Annotated in this window: 11 protein-coding genes and 1 other RNA gene; 3 read left to right on the top strand and 9 right to left on the bottom strand. The window is 58.9% G+C overall.

Annotated features, from left to right (window positions below; translation table 11 throughout):
- Positions 1-106: 106 nt before the first annotated feature.
- Together DXC79_RS07600 and DXC79_RS07595 are read right to left on the bottom strand one after the other, a co-directional pair.
- The gene (locus tag DXC79_RS07600; protein ID WP_117635736.1) at positions 107-1,411 is read right to left on the bottom strand and encodes an MFS transporter; all 1,305 of its coding nucleotides are present in this window, start codon (positions 1,409-1,411) and stop codon (positions 107-109) included.
- Between the two features lie 141 nt (positions 1,412-1,552).
- A complete protein-coding gene (locus DXC79_RS07595; RefSeq protein ID WP_117635735.1) occupies positions 1,553-2,836 on the bottom strand; it encodes an O-acetylhomoserine aminocarboxypropyltransferase/cysteine synthase family protein in 1,284 nt (427 codons plus the stop codon).
- 234 nt (positions 2,837-3,070) lie between these two features.
- On the opposite strand from DXC79_RS07595, the gene DXC79_RS07590 reads away from it, so the two are divergent.
- Positions 3,071-3,517: a C-GCAxxG-C-C family protein gene (locus tag DXC79_RS07590; protein WP_117635734.1), complete on the top strand. Its 447-nt coding sequence runs from the start codon at positions 3,071-3,073 to the stop codon at positions 3,515-3,517.
- Between the two features lie 67 nt (positions 3,518-3,584).
- Here DXC79_RS07590 and DXC79_RS07585 read toward each other — a convergent pair whose 3' ends face one another.
- The 3 genes from DXC79_RS07585 to rpsA all read right to left on the bottom strand — a co-directional run bounded on the left by DXC79_RS07585 (position 3,585) and on the right by rpsA (position 6,305).
- Entirely contained in the window at positions 3,585-4,223 is a 639-nt protein-coding gene (locus DXC79_RS07585) for a YigZ family protein (RefSeq protein WP_195403962.1), read from the bottom strand.
- A 213-nt stretch (positions 4,224-4,436) separates the two neighbouring features.
- An RNA gene (gene rnpB / locus DXC79_RS07580) (RNase P RNA component class A) lies at positions 4,437-4,798 on the bottom strand.
- 340 nt (positions 4,799-5,138) lie between these two features.
- Positions 5,139-6,305 (bottom strand): 30S ribosomal protein S1, encoded by a 1,167-nt coding sequence (rpsA, locus tag DXC79_RS07575; protein ID WP_022095232.1) that lies wholly within the window; start codon positions 6,303-6,305, stop codon positions 5,139-5,141.
- Between the two features lie 315 nt (positions 6,306-6,620).
- Here rpsA and DXC79_RS07570 point away from each other — a divergent pair, with 315 nt between their 5' ends.
- Positions 6,621-7,379 (top strand): HAD family hydrolase, encoded by a 759-nt coding sequence (locus tag DXC79_RS07570; protein ID WP_117635733.1) that lies wholly within the window; start codon positions 6,621-6,623, stop codon positions 7,377-7,379.
- A gap of 271 nt (positions 7,380-7,650) precedes the next feature.
- Here the strand turns inward: DXC79_RS07570 and DXC79_RS07565 are convergent, their stop codons facing one another.
- On the bottom strand, positions 7,651-8,970 hold the full coding sequence (locus DXC79_RS07565; RefSeq protein WP_117635732.1) for a serine dehydratase subunit alpha family protein: 1,320 nt from the start codon (positions 8,968-8,970) through the stop codon (positions 7,651-7,653).
- Positions 8,971-9,241: 271 nt separating this feature from the next.
- Between DXC79_RS07565 and rpiB the strand changes: the two genes are divergently transcribed.
- Positions 9,242-9,709, top strand: a complete 468-nt coding sequence (gene rpiB, locus DXC79_RS07560) for a ribose 5-phosphate isomerase B (RefSeq protein WP_117564619.1) — start codon at positions 9,242-9,244, stop codon at positions 9,707-9,709.
- A gap of 176 nt (positions 9,710-9,885) precedes the next feature.
- On the opposite strand, the gene ndk is transcribed toward rpiB, so the two are convergent.
- From ndk to DXC79_RS10060, 3 genes are all read right to left on the bottom strand, one after another.
- A complete protein-coding gene (gene ndk, locus DXC79_RS07555; protein WP_055251725.1) occupies positions 9,886-10,290 on the bottom strand; it encodes a nucleoside-diphosphate kinase in 405 nt (134 codons plus the stop codon).
- Between the two features lie 377 nt (positions 10,291-10,667).
- On the bottom strand, positions 10,668-12,098 hold the full coding sequence (gene argH, locus DXC79_RS07550; protein WP_117635731.1) for an argininosuccinate lyase: 1,431 nt from the start codon (positions 12,096-12,098) through the stop codon (positions 10,668-10,670).
- A gap of 118 nt (positions 12,099-12,216) precedes the next feature.
- Positions 12,217-12,387, bottom strand: coding sequence for a hypothetical protein (locus tag DXC79_RS10060; protein ID WP_158550992.1), 171 nt, complete (start codon positions 12,385-12,387; stop codon positions 12,217-12,219).
- Positions 12,388-12,416: the final 29 nt, after the last annotated feature.

Below are 12,416 nucleotides of genomic sequence, written 5' to 3'. Positions count from 1 at the left end.
GATAGTCTACCACGGACCGACCCCCGCCCGTCCCACAAGCCGCATCGCACCACAAACCAGTTTTTTTGAGACGGCGCGAATACGTGGCAGGCAGCCTCCCAACACGCTAATGGCGGGCGCGCATCCTCACCAAACGAACCATCGAGAGGACAAAGCCCACGGCTGCCACGGCCATCAACACATAGAACACCGAACGAAAACCAAACAGGAACACATCCGGACGGCCTGCAACAAAACTGGTCACGGCCTCGCCCATCGCCACGCTCATCTGCCCATACAGGATATTCGACGCCACCGTAATGCCGAGTGCCATGCCAGCGTAGCGCGCCAAACTGCCCAAGCTGCCCGCAAAACCGAGCGCTTCGCGCGGAGCCGAGCCCATGTACAGCGAGTTATTGGGGCTCTGAAAAATCGACGTTCCGCACGACATAAACGCGACACAGCACACGATCACAGGGATGGAAGAGTGCTCGTCGAGCGTGCTCACTGCAAAGAGCCCGCACACGTACACGCCCAGGCCAACGGCCGTGGGGCCCTCGCAACCAATACGATCGGAAATCGTGCCCGAAAGCGGGCCGATAAAAGCATTCACCATCGGAAGCGCCAAAAAGAGCAGTCCGGAAATGTCGGAACCAAAGCCGTGGGCGTCCTGAAAATAAAACGGCAGGATAAACTCAGATGCGCCAATACCAACGAACACGATGAGCATGCAAGCAAGGTTGATGGTGAAGGCCGAATTTGCAAAGCAGCGACGAGCGGCCTCGATCAGGGACATGGGGCGCTCGCCGGCCTCCGGCTTAACATGCGGCAACGTGTAGAGCCCCACGATAAACGAGATAACGCCAATGGGCAGGTTGATGAGGAAGATGCTCTCCCAGGGAAAGCTCGCCACCAGCATGCCGCCAAGCACGGGACCACACATCATGCCGAGGGCCACGAAGGTCGCAAGGATGCCCATGGCACGGCCGCGCTCGCGCGCTGGAAACGACTCGGTGATGATGCCCATGTTGTTTGCCATGGCCGCCGCGCAACCGACGCCCTGCACAATGCGTGCCAGAATAAGAACCTCGAGCGAGGCCGAAAGACCACAAAGCAGCGAGCCGACCGTAAAGACGATGACGCCCAGCTGGAACACGCCCACCTTGCCGCGCACGTCACCCAGGCGGCCAAACGGCAGCATAGCCACGCACGTCGCAAGCAGGTACACCGAGCTCACCAGCTGAATGCGGTCGAGGCCCACGCCCAGCTCCTTTTGCATCACGGGCAACGCCACGGTCACGACGGTCGAATCCAGACACGACATAAACGTCATGATGAGCACGGTAAACAGAATCGCCCATTTGTTCTTGCCATGGGTGTCGCCCTCTAGGGCAATGTGCTCGCGGCGCAGCTGCTCTGCGGTTTTCTCCATATCCATCCTTTCGAGTGGCGCAATGCAAAAAACGGGACCCCGATCGCCTGCAAACAGTCGCGATTGGGGTCCCGCCTACGGAATCGGAACGAAAAGTCACCGAAGCTTTCTGCCAGCATCGGCACCTTGTACGGAGCTAGCCTAGCACTGCTCGAGCGCCTGCTCAAGGTCGGCAATCAGATCGGCCGTGTCCTCGAGGCCGCACGACAGGCGTACCATGTCGGCGGAAATGCCACAGGCGATGAGCTCCTCATCGTTCATCTGGCGGTGCGTGGCGTTAGCGGGATGCAGGCAGCAAGTGCGGGCGTCGGCCACATGCGTGGCGATCTGGGCGAGCTTGAGGCTCTTCATAAAGGTCTCGGCCGCCGCGCGACCACCGTTAAAGCCAAAGCTCACGACGCCGCATGTGCCGTTGGGCATGTACTTCTGAGCCAGGTCATAGTACTTATCGCCCTCCAGGCCCGGATAGCTCACGAAGCGCACCTTGGGATGACTCTGCAGGAACTTGGCAACGACCAGGCCGTTCTCACAATGACGCGGCATACGCACATGCAGGCTCTCGAGTGAGCTGTTCAAGAAGAACGCCGCCTGCGGGTTCTGCATGGGGCCAAGATCGCGCATGAGTTGCGCGGTGGCCTTGGTAATGAAGGCACCCTCGCGACCGAACTTCTCGGCATACGTCACGCCGTGGTAGCTCTCGTCGGGCGTGGTGAGACCCGGGAACTTGTCCGCATGGGCCATCCAGTCAAACTGGCCGTGGTCGACAATCACGCCACCCAGGTAGGCTGCATGGCCATCCATGTACTTGGTGGTGGAGTGCGTGACGATGTCGGCGCCCCACTCAAAGGGACGGCACATCACAGGCGTCGGGAAGGTGTTGTCGACCATCAGCGGCACGCCGTGGTCATGCGCGGCCTTGGCAAAACGCTCGATATCGAGCACGGCAAGGGCAGGGTTGGCGATCGTCTCGCCAAAGACGAGCTTGGTGTTGGGCTTAAAGGCGGCCTCGAGCTCCTCATCGGTGCAGTCGGGGGCAACAAAGGTGCAGGTGACGCCCATACGACCCATGGTGTGGGCGAGCAGGTTGTAGGTACCGCCGTAGATGGCAGAGCTTGCGACCACGTGATCGCCGGCACCGGCAACGTTAAAGATCGCGAGGAAGTTCGCAGCCATGCCCGAGCTCGTGAGCATCGCCGCGGTACCACCCTCCATCTCGCAGATCTTGGCAGCGACCAGATCGCACGTGGGGTTCTGCAGGCGGCTGTAGAAGTAGCCCGACTCCTCCAGGTCAAACAGCTTGCCCATGTGCTCGGACGTGTCGTACTTCCACGTGGTGGACTGGTAGATGGGCACCTGGCGCGGCTCCGCATCGCCCGGATGATAGCCGCCCTGAACACATGTAGTTCCGATGGTCTGCTCGCTCATATCCAACTCCCTTACTTGGGTTTTGTTTTTATTCGGTTCACGATACCGCTACCCCGCACCCCTCTCAACCCATCCCGCCGATAGGTTATGGGACAAATTAATCAGGTTTATTTGTCCCAAATCTTAAGAAAGTGTTCGATGGCGAAAAACAATGAGATATGCACTGCGGTCTCGATAAGCGAATGCGCCAGCAAGGGTACCATAGGCGGGTACACCGCAATCAAGGAGACACCGATGAAGCAGATTGATACCACTCAGCTCAACACTGCCACCTGCCAGGCTCAGGCTGCCGAATACCACGCCCGCGGCTTTAACTGCGCGCAGGCCGTCGCCTGCACGCTCGCGCCCGCCGTCGGGCTCGACCCCCAGGTCGCCTTTACCCTCACCGAGGGCTTTGGCGCCGGCATGGGCGGCATGACCGAAACTTGCGGTGCCATCTCGGGCGCCGTGGCCATCATGGGCTTTGTAATGAGCGATGGCATGGAAAACCCCAAGACCAAGGGCCAGACCTACAAACTGTCGCGCGAGATTGCCAAGCGCTTTGGCGAGAAGAACACGACGACCGTCTGCGGCACGCTCAAGGGCATCGGATCGGACAAGGGTCCGCTCCGCAGCTGTCCCGGTTGCATCGACGATGCCGTCGAAATCGCCTGCGATGTACTAAAGCAGCTCGCCGAGTAAACGGCAGCGACATAAAACGACAGCCGGCGCGCTTGGGATTCATCCAAATGCACGCCGGCCGTCGTCGTTAGAACTCAGCAAACTCGGGAGCGCTGACCTCAATCTCCTCGCGCCCCGCCATAAGCTCGCGCATCTTAGCGCAAAACGGCTCTTGCTCCCCCGCTTTAAACACCAAGTGAAGTGTCACAGCATCCGCGTAATCGGTATCCGAAACCTTGGCACCCGAATCCTGCGCCAAGCGAAGCACCTGCTCATACTGTGGATAGGCCACATGCACATCAACCGGCACGACGCTCGTCATCTCGACGATCTGCCCGGCCTCCTGAGCCGCGGCCACCGCCGCCTGCGTCGCCGCGGTATAGGCGCGCACCAAACCACCAGGCCCCAACAGCGTGCCACCAAAATAGCGCGTTACTACGCAGCAAACATTTTTGAGCCCCGCACCGCGCAGCACCTCGAGCGTCGGCATACCACTCGTGCGGCTCGGTTCACCATCATCGCTCTGGCGCTCGCGTCCATCGACCAAAATCCACGCGGGAACATTGTGTCGAGCGTCATAATGACGCTTGCGAACCATCTCGATAAAGGCATTCGCCTCGTCCTCGGACTCAATATGGACCAGCTGGGCAATAAACCGGCTCTTGCGGTCCACAAACTCGCCCGAAACCTCAATATTCGATTGCAGAGTAAAATAGCTGTCCAACAAAGCCCCTCAACAAAATAAAGCGCAGCAACAAACAGCCTCAATAATACGATAACCCTAGTAAAAAGAATGGCAACGCCGATGATTCCGTCAACGAAAGCGAGAACCCGTCAGCGCGAGCAAGGTGCCTTGAAAGCCGAGGGCATTGACCTTATGGTCATGCCCGAAGGTTTGAAAGGCAGATTGCCGCGCTGACGGGTTCGCAGCGTCAACAAAGTGCCGAGTGGGCCGATAAGCCGGGTTCTGTCGTGAACGGTCATTTATCTTGTCTGCACGTTACCGTGCAGCTCCACGCACGCTACCCGAACGCGGACCGGGCCGGCCCATAGCGTTCCTATTCGCGCTTGCTCCGGATGGGGCTTGCCAAGCCGCCGTGTTGCCACGACGCTGGTGGTCTCTTACACCACCGTTTCAGCTTTTCCCTTTACGCCTTGCGGCGCAGGTGGGAGTCTTCTTTTCTGCGGCGCTTTCCGTCGGATCACTCCGCCCGGCCGTTAGCCGGCATCCCGCCCTCTGGAGCCCGGACTTTCCTCACGCGTACTGCAAGCAGCACATCGCGCGACCGTCTGGCCCACTCAGCAGTGCAAGAGTGTAACACACCGTTACCGCAGGCAATGGCACAACGCAAACGCTCGACACGATAAACCAAGAACCGCCATGCGTTACAATGGTCCTGTCGATGGGCAACGTCGTCAGTCGAGACGCGACCGCGCTCCGCACCCCTCCGTCTACTCAGTGTGTTCCCGCCTCCTCCCCGAGGCGGGATGTCGGCATTTTTCATGCACCGACAACCCAATAGCAAACAGACAACCCGGGCAGCATTGCGCACGGGCAGCATCACGCACCTCAGCAGCAAATGCAAAAAGGGACCCGTCCATTGCGGACGGATCCCTTAAAACAAGTGATCGTCAAACCGATTTACTCGGCATCGGTCTCCTCGTCCTTCTTCTCGGAAGGCAGCGGAGTAACCTCGATCTCGACGCCCAGAGTCTCAGCAGCAGACTTCATGGACAGGGAGATACGACGACGGTCGAGGTCGATTTCCATGACCTTGACCTGAACCTTGTCGCCCACATGGGTGACCTGAGAAGGCTGATCGACGTGCTTGTTGGCCATCTCGGAGATGTGCACCAGGCCCTCGATGCCCTCGCCCAGATCGACGAAAGCGCCGAACGGGACAAGCTTGGTCACAGTGCCCTCGACGATAGCGCCGACGGGGTACTTCTTGACCAGTGCGCGCCACGGATCCTCGGTGGTCTGCTTGAGACCCAGGGAGATGCGCTCGCGGTTGAGATCGACGTCGAGAACCTCGACCTCGACCTCCTGGCCGACCTTGACAACCTCGGAAGGATGGTTGACGTGGTTCCAGGAGAGCTCGGAGATGTGGATGAGGCCGTCGATACCGCCGAGGTCGACGAAGGCGCCGAAGTCGACGATGGAGGAAACGGTGCCCTGGAGACGCATGCCAGACTTGAGCTTGGACAGGATCTCGGAGCGCTCGGCCTTACGGGACTCCTCGAGCACGACGCGACGGGAGAGGACAACGTTGTTGCGGTTGCGGTCCATCTCGATGACGCGGGCCTCGATGCGGGTGCCCATGTAGGAGGTGAGGTCCTTGACGCGACGGAGGTCGACGAGGGAAGCGGGCAGGAAGCCACGCAGGCCGATGTCAAGGATCAGGCCGCCCTTGACAACCTCGATAACCTCGCCCTCGACGTTCTCGCCGGAGTTGAACTTCTCCTCGATGCGGTTCCAAGCACGCTCGTACTCGGCACGCTTCTTGGACAGGACCAGACGACCGTCCTTGTCCTCCTTCTGGAGAACGAGGGCCTCGATGGGATCACCAAGTGCAACGATGTCTGCAGGGTTAGCGTCCTTGCGGATGGACAGCTCGCGGACCGGGATAACGCCCTCGGACTTAAATCCGATGTCAACGAGCACCTCGTCATGCTCGATCTTAACGACAGTGCCGTTAACGAGATCGCCCTCATCAAAGTCGGTAATCGTACCGTCGATGAGGTTGTTCATCTCCTCCTCGTTGACATCGTCAAGAGAGAAAATGGACGAGTTCTGAATCTCACTCAAAGGTGGACCCCTTTCGAACTACGGGGCCCCGATTGCTAGGACCTACAGAAGGGTGCGACAAGCACACAACGTTTAGGAACACTCGGGAGCCGACAGATACTGATGTGACGCTTATGCAATCACGTCCGTATAGATTACGGGGAAATCACTTCGATTTCAAGCGTGAACTGCGATTTTTTACTCGTATGGAGACTTTTTCGCAATCTTGTGAACGACTGTCTCCACAAGTTGACGATAAGCAGTGAAGCATACTGCTTTGGGGTAAAGTATCCCAGACATACGATTCTGGAACGATTTTTCGAGAAAGGTGCCCGCGTGCTCAAAGCAGTCGTTTTCGATATGGACGAGACGCTTCTTAGCATTAACCTCAATGCGTTCATCCTTCGCTATTTTAAGGATGTCTCATCGATGCTCGCGGATATCGGACGTCGCAGCCGCGGGGGCACGATGGCACGCCTCGGCACCATCCTGGTCGACCTCAACGCCAATCGTCGCAACAGTACGGACAATCGCACCAATCTTGAGTTTTACCAGGAAGAGGTTGAGCGCCGGTGCGGCATTTGCCTCTCGGACCCACTCATCTACGAGGCGTTTACCTACTACGATCGCGAAGTCCTGCCGTACAAGAATGACGAACTCATCAACGCCCATGCCATGCCGGGCGCACACGCCGCGCTCCAGGCCGTACAGGACGCAGGGCTGCGCTGCGCGCTCTTTACCAACCCCAGCTTTCCGCAGGGGGTCATCGAGTGCCGCATGGGTTGGGGCGACCTGGCCGACGCCCCCTTTGAGCTCGTCACGCACATGGGAAACGCCACCCGCTGCAAGCCTGATGCCACCTACTATCTAGAGCAGCTTCAGGTGATGGGGCTCGAACCGCACGAGGTCCTTATGGTGGGCAACGATCCCAAACGCGACTTCCCTAGCCCCGCCTGCGGCATTCAGACTGCCTATGTAGGCCAGGGCAAGCCCAACCGAGTCACCTGGCGCGGAACCATGGAAGGCTTCGCCCGCGACTTTAACGCCGTAGTAGAAGCCTTCTACGAACACCAAGTAGCCGACGAACTCTCGTAAGGGTTAGCCGTTGGGGACGTTCTAAAAAACTAGTCAAACAAGAACGTCCCCAACGGCTAGTCATTTAAGAACGTCCCCAATGACTACCTTTGTCACATTACAGGTTGAGCATAAGTCAGCGAAAACGTCCCTAAGCGAGCAATGTGCCTTGAAAGAGGAGGGCATAGGCCTTCTGGCCATGCCCGACGATTGAAAGGCAGATTGCCGCTTAGGGACGTTTGCAGCGTCGGCCGGTCCGCCGTTCGGCAGAACGGCGGAACCTCAGGCGTAACTAACAAACTCGAGTCTTGCCGATCATGATGTTGAGGATCTCGACGTCGGTGTCCTTCATGCCCACACGGCCCACGTAGCCCATGCTGGCGATTGTCTGCTCGACGGTATCCTGGATGAGGCCCTCACCGGCGCGGAAGCCGCGACCCTGCATGGCCATATCGTGACCCAGAATCGCCGCATCAACGGCAGCGGAAATCTTGGCGGCGCAGCTTGCCTTGGCGCCATCGCACACGATGCCGCCAACGTTGCCGAGCGTGTTCGAGACCGTCGCGCCAATCTGCTCGCGCGTGCCACCACACAGCCAGGTAATCGCGGCACCGGCACCGCATGCGGCGCAAATAGCACCGCAAAACGCCGAGAGCGCACCAATATAACTTTTGATATGCACGGCGATAAGATCGGACAGAATTACGGCGCGCACCAGGCGATCGTGGTCGCAGCGCAGGTACTCGGCATACTCCATGACGGGCAATGCGCAGGTAATGCCCTGATTGCCAGAGCCGCACACAATGGCGACCGGCAGCGCGCAACCGTTCATGCGGGCGTCGGACCCGGCGGCCGCACGGGCACGGGCACGGCAGGCGACGTCATCGGCACGAGCACCCAGCAACGTACGGCCCACCTCGGCGCCCCAAGCGTGCGCGAGGCCCTCGGCACTGATCGCACCGTTCAGCTCAATCTGGCGCTCAACGGCCGCGCGGACGCTCTCGATGTCGCCGCCCTCGATAAAGTCGATGATGGACTCGATCGACATGGGCGTGTCGGCGTTATCTGCCGCGCGCTCGGCCACGACGCGCTCGGCGCAGGCGGCGCACTCCCCCGCCGACTTGCCGCACACCGGAATACCGTCGAGCGTATGGCACGTGACATTGGTGTGGTGGTCGGTAATCTCGACGACCGCGGTATGGCCCCCGGCTGTGGCAGTCACCTTGATGTAGAGGTTGGGCACACCCTCGACAAGCGACACATCGCAGTAACCGGCATCGACGAGGAGCTCGGCCACGCGAGCACGATCTTCGTCGTTAACGCACTCGAGCACCTCGAGCGCGCTCTTGGCGTCACCGCCCACGGCACCCAGTACGGCCGCTGCTTCAATACCGTGCATACCGCCCGAATTGGGCACGGTCACGCTCTTAACGTTCTTGATGATGTTGCCCGAGCAGGCAACGTCCATATGATCGGGCTCGCAACCGAGTGTCTGGCTCGCCAGCGCCGCTGCATAGGCAACGGCAATAGGCTCGGTGCAGCCGAGCGCACAGACAAGCTCGCGGTTCAAGACATCGCAAAAAGCGGCATCGCGGATGGAATCGGTAGGCATAGGTATCTCCTGCTTACATAACGGACTGGACTCTCGATAATAGTTAGCTCTTTTATTTGATAACAATGCATCAAAAACCGCAACCATAGTTCCGACGGACGGCGTTCAAGCGCAATCCGACGGCATTCATTCATGAAAAGCCGGTCTTGTTGCATGCTAAAGCGTTTGACCAAAAAACGCCCGAGCGTTTACACAAAAGTCGCGCTATCATGCAGTCGAACGCGGTAAAACCTTTAGCAATTCCGCCGCACGGACCAGAGAGGAACCACTCATGAAGATTGGTATCGGTAACGACCACGCCGCCGTCGAGCTCAAGAACATCATTTCCGAGCACCTGAAGGAGCGCGGCTGTGAGGTCGTGAACTTTGGAACCGACACCTCCGAGAGCTTTGATTACCCCATCGCCGGCTACAAGGTGGGTAAGGCCGTTGCCAACGGCGACGTCGACCTGGGCATCCTGATCTGCGGCACCGGCGTCGGCATCAGCCTGGCTGCCAACAAGGTGGAGGGCGTTCGCGCCGTCGTGTGCTCCGAGCCCTTCAGCGCCAAGCTCTCGCGCATGCACAACAATACCAACGTGCTCGCCTTTGGCGCCCGCGTCGTGGGCTCCGAGCTCGCCAAGATGATTGTCGACGAGTGGCTCGACGCCGAGTTTGAGGGCGGTCGTCACGAGCGTCGCGTCAATCTCCTCAACGAGATCGACCAGACGCGCGGCCTTAAGATCGTCGACGAAGCCTAAAGATTCACAAAGCCATACGCTAACGCCAGCCCCCGCCCGGAAGAAACATCCGGACGGGGGCTCTTTAGTAGATTTGTGGGCGTTTACCAAAATCTACTGGAATAAAAAGGGCGCCGCGGATGGAGTTCCGCGGCGCTCAAGCCACACGCTAACAGCTTTAAGGAGTCAAAGCTGGTTTAGCCAAAAAAGCGCTTGATCTCGATCTCGGCGTTCTCCAGGCAGTCGGAGCCATGGATCACGTTGGCGTTGACATCGACGGCAAAGTCGCCGCGAATGGTGCCGGGAGCGGCATCAAGCGGGTTGGTGGCGCCCATAAGGGTGCGCATCTTGGAGACAGCGGAGAGACCGGAAACGACCATCTTGACGACCGGACCGCTCGTCATAAAGTCACACAGACCGCCAAAGAAGGGCTTATCGGCCAGATGAGCATAGTGCTCCTCGACGGTGGCGCGCTCAAGCGTGGTCATCTCCATGCGCTCGATAACAAGGCCGCTGCGCTCGATACGAGCAACGATCTCGCCGATCTTGCGATCGCGCACGGCGTCGGGCTTAATCATGATGAAGGTCTTCTCGATAGCCATAAGGTAGCCTTTCAAGTAGGTTCGCGCGTGCCCAAGTCCCATTCCGGCACCCGCCTGGACTGCATCGTAACAGAGTTCTAGCTGCAGTTAAACAAAAAGCCGTTTATTGAAGCGTTATTATTTATTGAAGCGCTCCATATGTGTCACTTCTGTTCCGAAGCCCGACTAGAGTACCATCCGCCCCACTTCCAACTGCACCGAACAGAACGGACGGTCGATTGCCGCCCGTGAACGCACCCCCTTCACAACCTGCGCAAATGTCCTACAAAAGTTCTCGACAAGCTCTTTCCTTCTCTATAACAAAACGGGCGCCTACCGTAGCGGGCACCCGTAAAGGCAAGATATGGTGAACGCACCAGACAGACGCATCCAATAAGCTAATTAGCTCCGTGGCCCATCTCGACGACCTTAGTCAACGAGCCAAACACACCCTCATCGGCCGCAAGCTGCGCTTCGGCGCGCCCCAACTGCACGGCAACGGCGGCGGGAGCGGTGCCGCCCTCGGTCGTGCGCGCGGCGACAATCGACGGGATGTCAAGCGCCTCGGTAATATCGCGCTCAAAGAGCGGGCTTGCTTCCTGGAACACCTCAAACGGCAGGTCCTCAAGATTGCAGCCACGCTTCTCACACATCAGGACCAAATGCCCCACCACGGCGTGCGCCTCGCGGAACGGCAGACCACGCTTAGCCAGGTAGTCGGCAACGTCGGTGGCGGCAAGGTGACCCACGCCGCACTCGCGTGCCATGGCGCCCTCGTTGACGGTCCAAGTCGAAATCATACCGGCCATAACCGACAGGCACTGCATGAGCGTGCGGGCGGTATCGAGCGCGCCCTCCTTGTCCTCCTGCAGGTCCTTGTTATAGGCCAACGGCAGACCCTTCATGGTCACCAGCAGCTGGACCAGGTTGCCGTACACGCGACCGCTCTTGCCGCGAATAAGCTCGGCAAAGTCGGGGTTTTTCTTCTGAGGCATGATGGACGAGCCGGTGGAGTACGAATCGGACAGCGTGATAAAGCCAAATTCAGAGCTCGACCACAGCACGATCTCCTCGGAAAGACGCGACAGGTGCATGGCCATGACGGAGCCGGCGTAATGCAGATCGAGCAGGAAATCACGGTCGGAAACAGCATCGAGTGAGTTAGGAATCACACCCGCAAAGCCAAGCTCGGCAGCCGTCATCTGGCGATCGAGCGGATAGCTCGTACCGGCAAGCGCAGCAGCACCCAGCGGGCAGTTGTCGGCGGCATCAAAGGCGGCCTTCAGACGTGTAAAGTCGCGCGCGAACATCCAGGAATACGCCAGCAGATGATGTGACAGCAGCACGGGCTGAGCATGCTGCATGTGCGTGTAACCCGGCAGAATCACCTTGTCGTACTTCTTGGCCGCATCCACCAGCACGTGGCGCAACTGCAGGTTGGCCTCCATGAGCTCCTTGGCCAACGCCTTGACGCCCAGGCGCGTATCGGTCGCCACCTGGTCGTTGCGCGAACGCCCGGTATGCAAGCGCTTGCCGGCCTCGCCGATGCGACGCGTCAGCTCGCTCTCGATGGACATATGGATGTCCTCGTCGTTGATATCGAAGGTGAAGTTGCCGGCATCGATATCCTGTTCGATTCCGGTCAGGCCCTCGGAAATCGCCTGCTCATCCTCGGCACTGATGATGCCCTGGGCCGCCAGCATCTTGGCATGCGCCTTAGAACCGGCAATATCCTGCTTATAGAGATGTTTGTCGACCGGCAGCGACGCGCCAAACTCCTGCGTAACCTCGGCCACTCCCGCCTCAAAACGACCGCCCCAAAGAGCCATGGAACCGTCCCCTTTCTCCAAATACCAAAACAAGCGCCCAAAGCAATGAGCCATGTCGCTAAAGCGATTTTTCAACCGCTAGTTTTACACATTCCCCACCGTGCACGGGGCCATGTAGCTAATATGCAAAGAAGTGACGCACGAGGCACTTGGTGCCCAACTTCTCCCTCCGGATGTTGCCTTGCGAACCATCGATCCAGGCCTTCAGGCTCACAGGAACGTCCTCGACCTTTGCAGCATCGAACTCGGGCGCGAGGGCAAGTAAGGCATGCGCGATAGCGTTGGACATAATGGATACTCCTCATATATAGGCCCAGA

The organism is Collinsella sp. TF08-11AT (assembly GCF_003437035.1).
Taxonomy (GTDB): domain Bacteria; phylum Actinomycetota; class Coriobacteriia; order Coriobacteriales; family Coriobacteriaceae; genus Collinsella.
The sequence above is the reverse complement of the archived record's forward strand: the minus strand, read 5'-3'. Positions and strand labels throughout refer to the sequence as shown.